This is a genomic window from Klebsiella sp. HMSC16C06 (assembly GCF_001808325.1).
GTDB classification, from domain to species: Bacteria; Pseudomonadota; Gammaproteobacteria; order Enterobacterales; family Enterobacteriaceae; genus Klebsiella; species Klebsiella variicola.
Window position 1 is genome coordinate 78499 of the sequence record NZ_KV793005.1, and the last position, 14604, is coordinate 93102.

General features: G+C 60.3%; 14 protein-coding genes. 5 read left to right on the forward strand and 9 right to left on the reverse strand.

Annotated features, from left to right (window positions below; translation table 11 throughout):
* Positions 1 to 64: 64 nt before the first annotated feature.
* From hydN to HMPREF3142_RS15270, 3 genes are read left to right on the forward strand one after another with little or no spacing between them, the layout of a single operon-like run.
* A complete protein-coding gene (hydN, locus tag HMPREF3142_RS15260; RefSeq protein ID WP_008806174.1) occupies positions 65 to 592 on the forward strand; it encodes an electron transport protein HydN in 528 nt (175 codons plus the stop codon).
* A gap of 8 nt (positions 593 to 600) precedes the next feature.
* Positions 601 to 2835, forward strand: coding sequence for a carbamoyltransferase HypF (hypF, locus tag HMPREF3142_RS15265; RefSeq protein ID WP_070612195.1), 2235 nt, complete (start codon positions 601 to 603; stop codon positions 2833 to 2835).
* Entirely contained in the window at positions 2832 to 3845 is a 1014-nt protein-coding gene (locus HMPREF3142_RS15270; protein WP_070612196.1) for a HoxN/HupN/NixA family nickel/cobalt transporter, read from the forward strand. Before hypF ends, HMPREF3142_RS15270 begins: the two co-directional genes overlap by 4 nt.
* A gap of 96 nt (positions 3846 to 3941) precedes the next feature.
* On the opposite strand, the gene norW is transcribed toward HMPREF3142_RS15270, so the two are convergent.
* Positions 3942 to 5075 carry an NADH:flavorubredoxin reductase NorW gene (gene norW, locus HMPREF3142_RS15275; RefSeq protein ID WP_032712394.1) on the reverse strand — a complete coding sequence of 378 codons (1134 nt, stop codon included), beginning with the start codon at positions 5073 to 5075 and terminating at the stop codon, positions 3942 to 3944.
* The gene (norV, locus tag HMPREF3142_RS15280; protein WP_070612197.1) at positions 5072 to 6520 is read right to left on the reverse strand and encodes an anaerobic nitric oxide reductase flavorubredoxin; all 1449 of its coding nucleotides are present in this window, start codon (positions 6518 to 6520) and stop codon (positions 5072 to 5074) included. Before norV ends, norW begins: the two co-directional genes overlap by 4 nt.
* A 187-nt stretch (positions 6521 to 6707) precedes the next feature.
* Between norV and norR the strand changes: the two genes are divergently transcribed.
* Positions 6708 to 8258, forward strand: coding sequence for a nitric oxide reductase transcriptional regulator NorR (norR, locus tag HMPREF3142_RS15285; protein ID WP_070612198.1), 1551 nt, complete (start codon positions 6708 to 6710; stop codon positions 8256 to 8258).
* Here norR and gutQ read toward each other — a convergent pair.
* The 7 genes from gutQ to HMPREF3142_RS15320 all read right to left on the reverse strand — a co-directional run bounded on the left by gutQ (position 8221) and on the right by HMPREF3142_RS15320 (position 13203).
* Positions 8221 to 9186 (reverse strand): arabinose-5-phosphate isomerase GutQ, encoded by a 966-nt coding sequence (gutQ, locus tag HMPREF3142_RS15290; protein ID WP_008806164.1) that lies wholly within the window; start codon positions 9184 to 9186, stop codon positions 8221 to 8223. The two genes, norR and gutQ, sit on opposite strands and share 38 nt — an antisense overlap.
* Positions 9179 to 9952: a glucitol operon DNA-binding transcriptional repressor SrlR gene (gene srlR / locus HMPREF3142_RS15295; protein ID WP_012540780.1), complete on the reverse strand. Its 774-nt coding sequence runs from the start codon at positions 9950 to 9952 to the stop codon at positions 9179 to 9181. The genes gutQ and srlR overlap by 8 nt, the downstream gene beginning before the upstream one ends.
* Before the next feature lie 67 nt (positions 9953 to 10019).
* Entirely contained in the window at positions 10020 to 10379 is a 360-nt protein-coding gene (gene gutM / locus HMPREF3142_RS15300) for a transcriptional regulator GutM (RefSeq protein WP_070612199.1), read from the reverse strand.
* Between the two features lie 124 nt (positions 10380 to 10503).
* Positions 10504 to 11283: a sorbitol-6-phosphate dehydrogenase gene (gene srlD / locus HMPREF3142_RS15305; RefSeq protein WP_008806161.1), complete on the reverse strand. Its 780-nt coding sequence runs from the start codon at positions 11281 to 11283 to the stop codon at positions 10504 to 10506.
* 12 nt (positions 11284 to 11295) lie between these two features.
* On the reverse strand, positions 11296 to 11658 hold the full coding sequence (gene srlB, locus HMPREF3142_RS15310; RefSeq protein WP_008806160.1) for a PTS glucitol/sorbitol transporter subunit IIA: 363 nt from the start codon (positions 11656 to 11658) through the stop codon (positions 11296 to 11298).
* 13 nt (positions 11659 to 11671) lie between these two features.
* Positions 11672 to 12643 carry a PTS glucitol/sorbitol transporter subunit IIB gene (locus HMPREF3142_RS15315; RefSeq protein ID WP_012540783.1) on the reverse strand — a complete coding sequence of 324 codons (972 nt, stop codon included), beginning with the start codon at positions 12641 to 12643 and terminating at the stop codon, positions 11672 to 11674.
* Entirely contained in the window at positions 12640 to 13203 is a 564-nt protein-coding gene (locus tag HMPREF3142_RS15320) for a PTS glucitol/sorbitol transporter subunit IIC (protein WP_016161686.1), read from the reverse strand. Before HMPREF3142_RS15320 ends, HMPREF3142_RS15315 begins: the two co-directional genes overlap by 4 nt.
* Before the next feature lie 276 nt (positions 13204 to 13479).
* On the opposite strand from HMPREF3142_RS15320, the gene mltB reads away from it, so the two are divergent.
* A complete protein-coding gene (gene mltB / locus HMPREF3142_RS15325; RefSeq protein ID WP_012540785.1) occupies positions 13480 to 14559 on the forward strand; it encodes a lytic murein transglycosylase B in 1080 nt (359 codons plus the stop codon).
* Positions 14560 to 14604 lie beyond the last annotated feature (45 nt).

The following is a 14604-nucleotide window of genomic DNA, read 5'->3' on the forward strand; positions in this document are numbered from 1 at the left end:
ATATAAAAACTGGAACGTATTATGCATACTCCGGCGCCTAACCTTCTTACTGCTGGAGAAATGGATGAACCGTTTCATTATCGCCGATGCGAGCAAATGTATCGGCTGTCGCACTTGCGAAGTGGCCTGCGTGGTGTCCCATCAGGAACATCAGGATTGCGCCGCCCTGACGCCTCACACCTTTCAACCGCGTATTCACGTGATCAAAGGGGTCAATGTCTCCACGGCGACCGCCTGCCGTCAGTGTGAAGACGCCCCCTGCGCCAACGTCTGCCCGAACGGCGCCATCAGCCGCGATAAAGGCTTTGTCCATGTGATGCAGGAGCGCTGCATCGGCTGCAAAACCTGCGTTGTTGCCTGCCCGTACGGGGCGATGGAGGTGGTGGTGCGCCCGGTGATCCGCCATAGCGGCGCCGGACTGAACGTCGTGGCGGAAAAAGCCGAAGCCAACAAGTGCGACCTCTGCTTCCACCGCGAGAGCGGCCCGGCCTGCATGGAAGTCTGCCCGACGCACGCCCTGGTGTGCGTTGACCGCAATAAACTCGAGCAGATGAATATCGAGAAACGTCGTCGTACGGCGCTGGCCTGGTAAGTCGTGGCATGAAAGGGGTGCAAATCCGCATTCGCGGTAAAGTGCAGGGGGTGGGGTTCCGCCCCTTTGTCTGGCAGCTGGCCCGGACGCAGGCCCGCTGCGGCGATGTCTGTAATGACGGTGACGGCGTCCTCGTGCGGCTGGCCGGGGGCGACGATGGTTTTACTGCCGCTCTGGCTGACCACTGCCCGCCGCTGGCGCGTATCGACAGCACCGACTGCACCCCTTATTGCTGGACGGCCACGCCGAAGGATTTCACCATCCGCGAGAGCGGGGCGGGATGCATGCGCACTCAGATCGTGCCCGATGCCGCGACCTGTCCGGCGTGCCTCGCGGAGATGAACGATCCCCGGGCGCGCCGCTACCGCTACCCCTTTATCAACTGCACCCACTGCGGGCCGCGGTTAACCATTATCCGCGCCATGCCCTACGACCGGCCTTTCACCGCAATGGCGCCGTTCCCGCTCTGTTCCCCTTGTGAGGCGGAGTTCCGCGATCCTGCGGATCGCCGTTTTCACGCCCAGCCGGTGGCCTGCCCCGACTGCGGACCGCGGCTGGAATGGCGGGCAGAGGGGGAAACGCTGAACAGCGAGGCGGCGCTGCAGGCGGCCATCACGCGGCTGGCGGCAGGCGACATCGTGGCGATAAAAGGCATCGGCGGCTTTCATCTGGCCTGCGATGCCGGTAATCCCGCTGCCGTTGCCACGCTGCGGGCGAGGAAACACCGTCCGGCGAAACCGCTGGCGGTGATGTTGCCGTCAGCGGCGGGCTTACCCGCCGACGCCGCGGCGCTGATGGGCTCCCCGGCGGCGCCCATCGTACTGATTGCTAAAGCGCAGGTCTCCGGCCTGTGTGACGAGATTGCGCCAGGACTTGCGGAAGTAGGGGTGATGCTGCCGTCTAATCCGCTGCAGCATTTGCTTCTGCAGGCCCTGGCGCGCCCCATCGTCATGACCTCCGGCAACCTTAGCGGCCGTCCGCCGGCGTTAAGTAATGCTCAGGCGCTCAACGACTTAGCCGACATTGCCGACGGCTTTCTCTTGCATAATCGCGACATCCTGCAGCGAATGGATGATTCGCTGGTGCGGTCAAGCGGTGAAATGCTGCGCCGCGCCCGGGGCTACGTTCCGGATGCGCTGCCGCTGCCGCCGGGGCTACAAGACATCCCGCCGCTACTGGCTCTCGGCGCGGATATGAAAAATACCTTCTGCCTGGCGCGCGGCAGCGAAGCGCTGCTGAGCCAGCACTTTGGCGATCTTGGCGAGGAAGGCGTTGAACAGCAGTGGCACAGCACCCTGCAACTGATGCAAAGCATTTACGCGTTTGTGCCGCAGCGGGTGGTGGTTGATGCCCATCCCGGCTATCGTTCAACGCAGTGGGCGGCGTCCCTGTCGCTGCCGGTGGAGACGGTGCTGCATCACCATGCTCATGCTGCGGCGTGCCTGGCCGAGCACCGCTGGCCGCTTGACGGCGGCGACGTTATCGCCCTGACCCTCGACGGCATCGGCATGGGGGAGAACGGCGCGCTGTGGGGCGGGGAGTGCCTGCGGGTTAACTATCGCCAGTGCGAACATCTTGGCGGGTTGCCGGCCGTCGCGCTGCCGGGCGGTGACCTGGCAGCGCGCCAGCCGTGGCGAAATCTGCTGGCTCAGTGCCTGGCCTTTGTCCCTGACTGGCAGGATTATCCGCAGACCGCCCTCCTCCGCCAGCGCAACTGGCCGCTGCTGGCGCAGGCCATCGATCGCGGCATTAACGCGCCACGCGCCTCGTCCTGCGGACGGCTGTTTGATGCCGTTGCCTGCGCGCTGGATTGTGCGCCGGAGAGCCTGAGCTATGAAGGCGAAGCAGCCTGTCGGCTGGAAGCGCTGGCCGTCAGCTGCCCCGGCGTCAGCCACCCGGTTACGCTGCCGTGGCGCGACGACGTGCTGGACTTAGCCACCTTCTGGCGACAATGGCTGGGCTGGCAGGCGACCCCGGCGCAGAAAGCCTGGGCCTTCCATGACGCCCTGGCCTGTGGGCTGGCGGCGATGGCCTGCGACTGCGCCACCGCTCGCGGCATCGACACGATAGTTTGCACCGGCGGGGTGCTGCATAACCGCTTGCTGGCGGCGCGATTGACCTTTTATCTGGCGGATTTTACTCTGCTGTTTGCGCAGCAGTTGCCGGCCGGCGACGGCGCAATCGCATATGGTCAGGCGGTGATCGCCGCCGCCCGCGGGCAGGCTCAAGGAACACAATCATGATAATGACAGTTTTACGCCAGCAGCCGCGCGCCGCGGGTCTGGTGCTGGGGTTGATCGCGGCGAATTTACTGGCCTGGTGCTGGGCGCTGCAGGCTTTTGGCGACAGCGGCGCGCTGATGGCCGCCAGCCTGCTGGCCTGGGGCTACGGCCTGCGCCACGCAGTTGATGCCGACCACATCGCGGCGATTGATAACGTGACCCGGAAGATGATGCAGCAGGGGCGGCGGCCATTCGCTGTCGGGGCCTGGTTCTCGCTGGGCCACTCATCGATTGTGGTGCTGGCCTCGGCGGCGATTGCCGCGACCGCCACGGCCTTCAGCGCGCAGATGAGCTGGCTGCACGACACCGGTAGCGTCATCGGCACCGCCGTGTCGGCCCTGTTTTTACTGGCGATGGCCTTTATCAACCTGGTGATTTTACGCAGCGTGTGGCGCAGCTTCCAGGCGTGGAAGCGCGGTGAAAAGGTCAGCGACGAAATCGTCAGCGGCGGCGGCATGATGAGCTGGCTGTTTGGCAAAACCTTCCGGCTGATAAGCCGCAGCTGGCAGATGTATCTGGTGGGCTTTTTGTTCGGTCTCGGCTTTGATACCGCCACCGAAATCGGCGTGCTGGGTATTTCCGCCGCCGGCGCGTCGAGCGGCATTTCGATTTGGTCGATAATGGTCTTTCCGGCGCTGTTCGCCAGCGGCATGGCGCTGGTGGATACGCTTGATAATGTGCTGATGGTCGGCGCCTACGGTTGGGCATTCAGCAAGCCGCAACGCAAGCTCTATTACAATATGACCATCACCGGCACCTCGGTGGTGGTGGCGCTGTTTATCGGCGGCCTGGAAGCGCTGGGGCTGTTAATGGATAAGTTCGCCCTAAGCGGCGGGGTGTGGCGTTGGGTAGGGGCGTTAAACGATAACCTCGGCGATGCCGGGTTTGTGGTGGTGGGGTTGTTCGTCGTTTGTTGGGCGCTGTCGGTGCTTAATTATCGCTGGCGCGGCTACGATAATTTGGCGCGCTAGCCTGGCTATTTTCCCGGCTTGCGCTGCGCTTAGCCGGGCTACCAGGACAATACCGTAGCCCGGCTAAGGCGTTTACGCCGCAAGCCGGGAAAACCATCACCTCACCAGTTGCTTGAGCAGCGCAAAGGCTTCCTTCATTTTGTCTTCACTCACCACAAAGGCCCGCAGCTGGTTTTCGGCATCCACGCCTTTCGCCACCAGCCCCTCTTTGGCGGCCACGATATTCCACGTCAGATCGTCGCGGCGGGTGTCACCGGCCAGATGCAGCGGCAGATCCGGCGTTTTCACTTTCACCAGCATTGGCGGCAAGGTGAGCTCGCCCGTTTGCGCCAGCAGGTTTTTACTCAGGCACATGGCGCTGAGTAAAATCGGCTGCAGGAACGGCAGTACCGTACCGTTGATTTCCGCACAGTCGCCGAGCGCATAAATCGCCGGGTCGCTGGTTTGCAGTTGATTATTGACCACCACGCCGCGGTTAATCTGCAATCCGGCATGGCGCGCCAGCGACGTTTCCGGGCGCAGGCCGGCGGCGGCCACCACCGCATCGACGGTTATCGCGCGCTGGCGATCGAGACTGACGCGAATGCCATCGGCGGTTTGCTCTAACCCCTCAAGCTGCGCCTTGAGCATCAGATGTACGCCCATCTCGGTAAGCCGATGCTGCAGGCGGCTGCTGGCCTCCGGCGGCATCAGCGCCGCCAGCACGCTGGCTGAATTGTCGACTACCGTTACCGCTTTACCGGCGCGGCAGAAATCCATCGCCAGTTCACAGCCAATCAGGCCGCCGCCGACGATCAGCACGCGCTTCGCGTCGTGCAGCTGGCTCTGCGCCGCGCCATATTCACGCTGGCTGTTCAGCGTCAGCATCAGCTCGCGTCCCGGCACCGGAGGAATAAACGGCGTCGCGCCGGTGGCCAGCACCAGTTTGTCGTAGCGCCACTGGTTATCCTGGCTCTTCACTAACCGGTTTTCGGCGTCGATATCGCTTACCCAGGTATGGGGAAACAGACGCAGATTGTACTGCTCGGCGAACTCGCCGGCGCTTTGCAGGGTCAGATCGTCGGCCTTCTGCCCGCGGCTGATGACATGGCTGAGGTCCGGTTTGTTGTACTCATCCATGCTATCGGCGGCGATTAACGTCAGCGGGATTTGCGTATCCTGCTTACGGATATTTTTCACCAGCTGGCGGGCCGCGAAGCCCGAGCCGATGATGACGATGCCATCACTCATTTTGCCTCCGTCGCCAGTACGTCAAAGACATCTTTGCCAAGAGAACACTCAGGGCAGAGGAAATTGTCCGGCACTTCACTCCACGGCGTACCCGGCTGTACATCCTGGTTAGGTTCGCCTTTCGCCGGGTCATAGACCCACTGGCACACGCTGCACTGCATCATGGGACCGAGATCGGCGGCCGCGGCGGCGGCACAGGCGCAGTCCTGTTGTTCCGGCGTTGTCGCTGCTTCAGCAACCGGCAGCGGCGAGAGGGCCCACTGGCGGGCGATGTCGCGACCGTGTTGGCGGCACAGTTCCAGCGCGTTAATATCCGGGCGCCATTTGGCTTTCAGGCTCAGCGACATCTCAAAGCCGGCATCCTGCAGGCGGGTGGACAGACGGTCTACCGCGCCGCCGCTCCAGCCGTGTGAGCCAAAGGCGCTGGCGCGTTTATTGCGAAAACGCAGCCCGGTCATCTCTTCCACCAGCCCGGCGATTTTCGGCATCATCACGTTGTTCATGGTGGAGGTGCCCACCAGCACGCCTTTCGAGCGGAACACATTGGTGAGAATGTCGTTTTTGTCGCTGCGGGCGACGTTGAAGATTTTTACCGCTACTCGCGGGTCGACTTCAGTGATCCCCTGAGCGATGGCGTCCGCCATCATACGGGTGTTATTGGACATGGTGTCGTAGAAAATCGTGATGCGATCTTCCTGGTAATCCGCCGCCCACTCGAGGTATTTCTCGACGATTTGCGTCGGGTTATCGCGCCAGACCACGCCGTGGGAGGTGGCAATCATATCCACCGGCAGGTTGAAGCCGAGGATTTCGGTAATTTTCGGCGTCACCAGGCGGCTGAAGGGCGTCAGGATGTTGGCGTAGTAGCGCTGGCACTGTTCGTACAGTTCAATCTGGTCCACTTCATCGTTGAACAGGTGTTCGTCGCAGTAGTGCTGGCCGAAGGCGTCGTTGCTGAACAGCACCGCGTCGCCGGTCAGGTAGGTCATCATGCTGTCAGGCCAGTGCAGCATCGGCGTTTCCACGAAGATCAGCTGTTTACCATTACCAATATCGAGAGTATCGCCGGTTTTCACCACGTGGAAGTTCCACTCCGGATGATGATGGTGGCCGTTGATCGAGTCGATGGCGTTGGCGGTGCAGTAAATCGGCGTATCCGGGATCTGCATCATCAGTTCGGTCAACGCGCCGGCATGGTCCTCTTCGGCGTGGTTAATGACGATATAGTCGAGGTCAGCCAGATCGATTTCGCTGCGCAGGTTCTGCACGAACTCGCGGCTGAATTTATGATCGACGGTATCGATCAGCACGTTTTTCTCTTCGCGGATGAGATAGCTGTTGTAGCTGCTGCCGCGCAGCGTTTTATATTCGGTGCCGTGGAAATCACGGACTTCCCAATCGCGTTGGCCAACCCAAAGAATATTATTTTTAACCGCAATAGACATAGCAACCTCAATCAATACAGTGTGTTCAAAGTAAGTTGATTGGCTTATATCAAGTTGCGTGCCAACTTTTTAATTCATTGATAATTGGCTATTTTTAATTTTTACTGATTTTAGTTGCTGTCAAAATGACAATTGTTAAAATAGTCGTTATGACAATGTGTATTGTCAAAATGACAATGGAGCGGCAATGAGTTTTTCCGTCGACGAGTTGGCGAGAATCGCCATTGATTTACAAAGCGATATCGGTCATGCCGACCGTTTTTCGCGCCTGATTACTACCCTGCGGCAGATCCTCGGCTGCGATGCCTCGGCGCTGCTGCGCTATGAGGCGCATCAGTTTGTGCCGCTGGCGATCGATGGCCTGGCGCAGGATGTGCTTGGTCGGCGCTTTGCCCTGGAAGGACACCCGCGGCTTGAGGCGATTGCGCGCGCCGGGGATGTGGTGCGCTTCCCGGCGGATAGCGACTTGCCCGACCCCTACGACGGGCTGATCCCCGGTCATGAGAGCCTGAAGGTTCACGCCTGCGTTGGCCTGCCGCTGTTTGCCGGGCAGACGCTGATTGGCGCGCTGACTCTTGACGGCATGGATGCTGACCGTTTCGATAGCTTCAGCGATGAAGAGCTGCGGCTGATTGCCGCGCTGGTGGCTGGCGCCTTGAATAACGCGCTGCTCATCGCCCGCCTTGAGGCGCAAAATGTGTTGCCGGTGCAACCGGTGAATGACGCGCAGCCTGAGCGTCAGGAGATTATCGGCCTGTCGGCGCCCATGCTGCAGCTGAAAAAAGAGATCGATATCGTCGCCGCCTCGGATTTAAACGTGCTGATCAGCGGCGAAACCGGCACCGGGAAAGAGCTGGTGGCGAAGGCGGTGCATCAGGGCTCTCCGCGGGCGGCTAACCCGCTGGTCTATCTCAACTGCGCGGCGCTGCCGGAAAGCGTGGCGGAGAGCGAGCTGTTTGGCCATGTGAAAGGGGCGTTTACCGGGGCTATCAGCAACCGCAGCGGTAAATTTGAGATGGCTGATAACGGCACCCTGTTCCTTGATGAAATTGGCGAACTGTCGCTGGCGTTGCAGGCGAAGCTGCTGCGCGTGCTGCAGTATGGCGATATTCAGCGCGTCGGCGATGACCGCAGTCTGCGGGTCGATGTGCGGGTGCTGGCGGCGACGAACCGCGATCTGCGCCAGGAGGTGGTGGAAGGGCGCTTTCGCGCCGATCTGTACCATCGCCTGAGCGTCTTCCCGCTGTCGGTTCCGGCGCTACGCGAACGGGAGAACGATGTGGTGCTGCTGGCGGGCTATTTCTGTGAGCAGTGCCGCCTGCGGATGGGGCTGGCGCGGGTCATTTTGGCTGAGGCGGCGCGAAACAGGCTGCAGCAGTGGTCCTGGCCGGGCAACGTGCGCGAACTGGAGCATGCTATTCACCGGGCGGTGGTGCTGGCGCGGGCCACCCAGGCCGGCGATGAAGTGGTGCTGGAGCCGCAGCATTTCCAGTTTGCGGTGGCCGCGCCGATGTTACCGACTGAGACGGTGGCAGCGGCACCCGCGATAGAGAAGGTCAATCTGCGCAAGGCGACCGACTCTTTTCAGCGGGAAGCGATTAGCCGCGCGCTGGAGGAGAACCAGCGCAACTGGGCGGCGACCGCCCGTGCGCTGGAACTGGACGTCGCCAACCTGCATCGGCTGGCGAAACGTCTGGGACTTAAAGGATCCCCGCCTGGTAAAAATTCTGCAGGTTGATGGCGCCGACCAGTTGACCGTTTTCATCCACGACCGGCGCGGCGCTGATTTTGTGTTTCATCAGTCGCTCTTTGGCTTCCACCGCGCGGCTTTCCGCCTGCAGCGTTACGCCGTTGCGGGTCATCGCCCGAGTGACGCTATCGTTGAGCGTACCGCCAGCAACCAGCCAGCGGCGCAGGTCGCCGTCGGTGAAAACGCCCTGCACGCGGTTGGTTTCATCGCAGACCGCCACCAGGCCGAGCCCGGTTCGGCTGAGTTCAAGCATGGCGTCCATGACGTTGGCCCCGGCATCGACCCGCGGCACTTCTTCGTCGCGGCGCATCAGGTGATGCACCTTATTCAGCAGACGCGCGCCGAGGGCGCCCGCCGGGTGGGAACGGGCGAAATCTTCTTCATTGAAACCGCGCGCCTGCATCACCGCCATCGCCAGCGCGTCGCCCAGCATCAGGGTGTTAACGGTGCTGGAGGTCGGCGCCAGATGCATCGGACAGGCTTCGCGCTCCACGGCGATATCCAGCACCGCTTTCGCCGCCAGCGCCAGCGGCGAGGTGGATTTGCCGGTCATCGCCAGCAGCGGAATGGATTTCTCTTCCAGCCGCGGCACGATGAGATCCAGCTCTTTTGCGCTACCGGAGTAGGAGATAAACAGCATCACGTCGCGGCTATCGAGCATACCGAGATCGCCGTGCAGGGCTTCCGCCGGATGGACGAAAAAGGCCGGGGTGCCGGTGCTGGCGAAGGTTGCCGCCAGCTTTTTACCGATGTGGCCGGATTTACCGATACCGGAGACAATCAGTTTGCCCTCGCAGTGGATGATGGTTTCCGCCGCGCGGATGAAGTCGTCGCCCAGGCGTTCCGGCAGGCGGCTCGCCTCCTGCAGCTCAAGCATCAGGGTCTGGCGTCCGGCCTCTAACAAAAAGTTACTCATGATGTTCTCCAGTAATAATGACTTCAATACCTTTGGCTTCCAGCGCCCGCTGGAATTCAGGGTCAATCTCGGCATCGGTAATCAATTTATCCACGCGTTCAAGGCCGCAGACAATGTTGGGACTTTTACGGCCAAACTTGGATGAGTCGGCCATCAGGATCACTTCGCGGGCGGCGTTACACATCGCCTTACTGACGGTATAGACCTCGTTAAAGGTGGTGACGCCCGCCACCAGATCAATGCCGTCGGTGCCCATAAACAGCTTGTCGAAGCTGAATTGTTCGAATGCGTTTTCCGCCAGCTGGCCGTGGAATGAAGCCGATTTTTTACGGAAGGTGCCGCCCGGCATCAGGATGGTCTGCTCGTTATCGAACTCGGAAAGGGCGTTGACGATATGCAGGCTGTTGGTCATCACCGTGATGTTATTGAAGCGGCTCAGCAGCGGCACCATCTGCAGCACGGTGCTGCCGGCGTCGAGGATGATTGAATCGCCATCGTGGATGTAGCGCACGGCGGCCTCGGCAATCTGCGCTTTCTTGTGGGTGTTGATCAGCGTCTTGTGGTCGATAGGCGGGTCGGCCTCGTCTTTATTCAACACTACGCCGCCGTAGGTGCGGATGACGGTCCCGGCATTCTCCAGAATCACCAGATCCTTGCGGATAGTGGTGCCGGTGGTGTCGAAGTGTTGCGCCAGCTCTTCGACCGAGCACTTGCCCTGCGATTGCAGGTGCTCGAGAATGGCTGCCTGGCGCTGACGTGGTTTCATAGGCGTTGTATCCTGCGTTTAAGTTTCGAAGTGATAATTTCGCAAGATATTAACTTTCACAACGAAATTATGCATGTTTCGGATTAAGCGCTAATGATAGTGCATTCTGACAGAGCGGATCATTGGGAAAGATCACATCAGGCTGCAATTCCTTGAGATGTTTACCGCTAAGCGTGGGGATTTTTTGCGGGCTGGCGAAGACGGTGAGACCCTTCATCAACAGCGTATCGCAAATACGATCGTTTTCATCGACGGCGATAGCGACAATCGCGCGTGGTTTAAAGCGCCCGGCGGAGCGGCCGACGCCAACGCGGCCCTGCTGGCAAAGGCTATCAAAAGCGCGATTGAAGCGGCGAATTTGCCAGCCGCCGAAAGCCAGCTGAGTCAGCCAGGCGATAGCGGCGACGGTGATTAATGTGGTAACCATAATGTCTCCTGAAGGTGGGGTACCGGGTAAAACCCGGGTACCGTTTTTTGTCGGGTGGCGGCTAGCGCCTGACCCGACCGACATTTTTGTAGCCCGGATAAGCGCAGCGCCATCCGGGAACCTTTTAAAACATCACCTGGCCGCCGGTAACGTTAATTGACTGCCCGGTGCAGTACGACGCCTGCGGGCTGGCGTAAAACATCAACACGTTCAGCACATCCTGGTAATCGCAGCCGCGTTTCAACGGCACCTTATCGATGTAGTACTGCTCGACTTCGCTCTCATCAATGCCGAGCTTGGTGGCATACTGCGGCAGCAGCGACTGGAACATCGGCGATTTCAACAGATTGCCGAGCATCAGCGAATGGACGGTAATACCGTACTCCGCCAGATCCAGCGCCAGCGACTGGGTCAGCCCGACGCCGCCGAACTTCGCCGCGCTGTAGCCGGAGTTGTGCTTACTGCCCACTTTGCCGGACTTCGAGTTGATCTGAATGATGCGACCTTTAATGCCATCGCGGATCATCAGCCGCGAGAACTCGCGGGCGCAGAGGAAATAGCCCACCAGGTTCACCTGCAGCGAGCGGTCGAAATCCCCCAGCGCGAAGTCGCTAATAAACGCCGCTTTGGCAATCCCGGCGCTGTACACTAGCAGATCGACGCGCGTGAAAATCTCATCCACCCCGTGAGCCAGGGCAGTGACGCTGGCTTCGCTGGTGGCGTCGGCGCCGAAGCCGTATGCCGTGCCTTCGCCATATTCAGCGTTGATCTCCTGGGCGACGCGGCTGGCTTTTTCACTTTGAATATCGACCACCGCCACGCGGTACCCCTCGGCGGCCAGACCGCGGCACAGAAACTCTCCTAAGGTTTGTCCGCCACCAATGACAACAGCAACCTGATTCATCTTTCTCTCCTTCTAAGCAACAAATTTCAGTACGCAGCCGGTCGCGATAGCATCCGGCACCGGGCCGGCGACGTGAACGGTTCCGGGAAACTCCGCTTCACGATGGCCGTCGAAGCGCAGGGTGATGTGGCCCAGCTCGCGCAGGTTTTGTTCGGCGACCTCGCCGACGGCGGTCACCGGATAACGCCTGTCGCCGAGCTGCAGCTCTGCGCCCGGCGTCAGGGGGCCGGCAAGCTCGCCGTGGTTGTGAATAAAGCAATACTCTTCGATATCCGCCGGGGCGCCCTCGCGGAAGGTGATCAGCATCTGCTCTTCCAGCGCCATCGTCGCGCAGGCGCCGATGCGGGTAATGGTGGTGTGGTAAATGACGGTCATCTTCAGGAACCTCTTACTGGTAAATAAATCCGGAAACGAACCACGCGATCAGCACGGTTGGCGCGCCGGTGAGGAAGCGGCTGACCAGCACCGACGGCACGCCGACGCGCACGGTATCCTGACGGGCCTCGGCCAGCGACAGGCCTACCGGGATAAAATCGCAGGCGGCCTGGGCGTTAATGGCAAACAGCGCGGGCAGGGCGAGGTGCGGTGGAATGTTGCCAAGGCCGATCTGGACGCCGATCAGCACGCCGATGACCTGGGCGATAACGGCGCCGGGGCCGAGAAACGGCGACAGCAGCGGGAAGGAGCAGATCAGCGCCAGGGTCACCAGCCCCAGCGGATGGCTGGCAAGCGGCGCCAGGCCATGGGCAATCCAGTCGCCGATGCCGGAGGCCATGATGATGCCGATCAGCGCCGAGACGAAGGCCATAAACGGCAGAATGGTTTTCAGCACCGTGTCGATGGTGTCGCGTCCGGCCTGGAACAGCACCGCCACCACCGATCCCATCCCCATCCCGACCTTAGCCAGCAGGCCGTCGCTCTGTTCGGTGATCTTTTTGCTGGCGTCATAATCGCGGCCCGCGGCAGGGAGTGGTTGCGCTGCCGTCTCGCCGCTATCTTCCAGCAGTTTGATGTTCTCTTCTTTCACCCCGGAGACGTAAATATCCTCGACGATATACTGCGCCAGCGGCCCCGATTTGCCAGTGGCATGGATATTCACCGTAGGGATACGGCGCTTGGGATAGAGCCCGCAGCGCAGGGTACCCCCACAGTCGATAATCGCCACGCCGATGTCGCTTTCCGCCGGTTCGCCCTCTTTAAAACCGTCCACCGCCTGCCAGCCGGTCAGGCTGGCGATGCGGTCAACGATCGCCGGGCGGGTGCCGGCGGTGATATAGACGATCTTTTTGCCCTCGACGACGTCGAGTTCAAGGGGGCCGCCCCAGCCGCCGGTGCCTTTCTCAATACGAATGCGGGTCATGATGTCGCTCCTGACAGATGCACTTTCCGGGCAAGCTGAATCGCCATTTTTTTCTCGAAAATAGAGGTGGTCAGGTCGGTGATCCAACCGCGGAAGAAGTTGGTTACCAGGCCAACCAGCAGGTAGCTCACCGCCAGCGGGCCAAGCGGCAGGCCCAGCGTGGTGAGGCCGTTGGCGATACCGAGATAGACAAACAGCTCGCCGGGGTTGATATGCGGAAACAGCCCGTTCATCGAATGACAGCTATAGGAGGCCGCCGCGTAGTAGCTTGGTTTGTACTTCTCTGGCATAAAGCGGCCAAGGCTTAAGGTCATGGGGTTGCAGAAGACAAAGGTACCGATGCAGGGCAACAGCAGGTAACGGGTAAGCGGGTTGCCGGCGCAGCGCTGCGCCAGCTTTTCGATCCGCTGCTGGCCGATAAAGTTGATCAGCGCGTTCATGATCACCAGCAGGCTGATCAGTAAGGGGAGGATCCCGGTCACCATGCCGGTAAATACCTCGCCGCCTTTCTGAAACAGGCCGATAAACCACTCCGCGCCGTGGGTAACGACGTCAATCATTGTTCTCTCCTTCAGCGTGTTATTTTTCTTGCTAACTGCAGGCTGATTTTAATCATTTTGAAAGGTTTTAAAGTGTTAAATAGATCGCAAAATGAAAGATAAATATTTTATTTTGAAAGTTTGAAGGCAAGAGGATGAAACGATGAGGCGCATGGCAGTATGTAGGGAAGGGGCGATGAAGGACTATTTTGTCTACAAACGGATTGTCGCTTTCTTGTTGGTCGTCGCATGCTTTACCATAATTATCCCTTGCTGAATTTGTTAAACGGAATTCCCATGTTGAAGCGTCGCTATCTGGCTTTACTTCCCCTTTGTGTGCTCCTCGCTGCCTGCAGCAGCAAACCCAAGACCCCCGCGGAAACGGAGATGGCGAGTGGAACCGGCGGCTTTTTGCTGGAACCGCAGCATAACGTGATGCAGATGGGCGGCGACTTCGCCAACAACCCGGCGGCGGCGCAGTTCATCGATAAGATGGTGGCGAAGCACGGCTTCGACAGACAGCAGCTGCAGGAGATCCTGTCGCAGGCTAAGCGCCTGGATTACGTCCTGCGGCTGATGGATCGTCAGGCGCCGACCGGCCTGCCGCCGACCGGGCCGACCGGCGCCTGGCTGCGCTACAAGAAACAGTTTATTACCCCGGATAATGTGCAGAACGGCGTGGTGTTCTGGAACCAGTATCAGGATGCGCTGAACCGCGCTTATCAGGTTTATGGCGTGCCGCCGGAAATCATCGTCGGCATTATCGGCGTGGAGACTCGCTGGGGTCGGGTGATGGGCAAAACCCGCATCCTTGATGCGCTGGCGACCTTGTCATTTAGCTACCCGCGCCGCGCTGAATACTTCTCGTCGGAGCTGGAAACCTTCCTGTTAATGGCGCGCAGCGAAAGCGACGACCCGCTGGATCTGAAAGGTTCTTTCGCCGGGGCGATGGGCTACGGCCAGTTTATGCCGTCCTCCTATAAGCAGTATGCGGTCGATTTTAACGGTGACGGCCATATCAACCTGTGGGACCCGGTGGATGCCATCGGCAGCGTGGCCAACTACTTCAAACAGCATGGCTGGGTGAGCGGCGATCTGGTGGCGGTGCAGGCGCTGGGCCAGGCGCCGGGGCTGGAGAATGGTTTCAAAACCAAATACAGCGTGTCGCAGCTGGCGGCGGCGGGGCTAACCCCAACCCAGCCGCTGGGTAACCATCAGCAGGCCAGTCTGCTGCGGCTGGATGTCGGCACCGGCTATGAGTACTGGTACGGGCTGCCGAACTTCTACACCATCACCCGCTATAACCACAGCACCCACTACGCGATGGCCGTCTGGCAGCTGGGGCTGGCGGTTTCGCAGGCCCGCGGCGGGTACTGATTTTCATCCGGCTGACAGATTCCGCGCCTCCCCGGATAGCGGCGC

Excerpts from the sequence above, each read along its gene's own strand:
- hydN (WP_008806174.1), top strand. The coding sequence starts at position 65 with ATGAACCGTTTCATTATCGCCGATGCGAGCAAATGTATCGGCTGTCGC.
- hypF (WP_070612195.1), top strand. The coding sequence starts at position 601 with ATGAAAGGGGTGCAAATCCGCATTCGCGGTAAAGTGCAGGGGGTGGGG.
- HMPREF3142_RS15270 (WP_070612196.1), top strand. The coding sequence starts at position 2,832 with ATGATAATGACAGTTTTACGCCAGCAGCCGCGCGCCGCGGGTCTGGTG.
- norW (WP_032712394.1), bottom strand. The coding sequence starts at position 5,075 with ATGAGTGATGGCATCGTCATCATCGGCTCGGGCTTCGCGGCCCGCCAG.
- norV (WP_070612197.1), bottom strand. The coding sequence starts at position 6,520 with ATGTCTATTGCGGTTAAAAATAATATTCTTTGGGTTGGCCAACGCGAT.
- norR (WP_070612198.1), top strand. The coding sequence starts at position 6,708 with ATGAGTTTTTCCGTCGACGAGTTGGCGAGAATCGCCATTGATTTACAA.
- gutQ (WP_008806164.1), bottom strand. The coding sequence starts at position 9,186 with ATGAGTAACTTTTTGTTAGAGGCCGGACGCCAGACCCTGATGCTTGAG.
- srlR (WP_012540780.1), bottom strand. The coding sequence starts at position 9,952 with ATGAAACCACGTCAGCGCCAGGCAGCCATTCTCGAGCACCTGCAATCG.
- gutM (WP_070612199.1), bottom strand. The coding sequence starts at position 10,379 with ATGGTTACCACATTAATCACCGTCGCCGCTATCGCCTGGCTGACTCAG.
- srlD (WP_008806161.1), bottom strand. The coding sequence starts at position 11,283 with ATGAATCAGGTTGCTGTTGTCATTGGTGGCGGACAAACCTTAGGAGAG.
- srlB (WP_008806160.1), bottom strand. The coding sequence starts at position 11,658 with ATGACCGTCATTTACCACACCACCATTACCCGCATCGGCGCCTGCGCG.
- HMPREF3142_RS15315 (WP_012540783.1), bottom strand. The coding sequence starts at position 12,643 with ATGACCCGCATTCGTATTGAGAAAGGCACCGGCGGCTGGGGCGGCCCC.
- HMPREF3142_RS15320 (WP_016161686.1), bottom strand. The coding sequence starts at position 13,203 with ATGATTGACGTCGTTACCCACGGCGCGGAGTGGTTTATCGGCCTGTTT.
- mltB (WP_012540785.1), top strand. The coding sequence starts at position 13,480 with ATGTTGAAGCGTCGCTATCTGGCTTTACTTCCCCTTTGTGTGCTCCTC.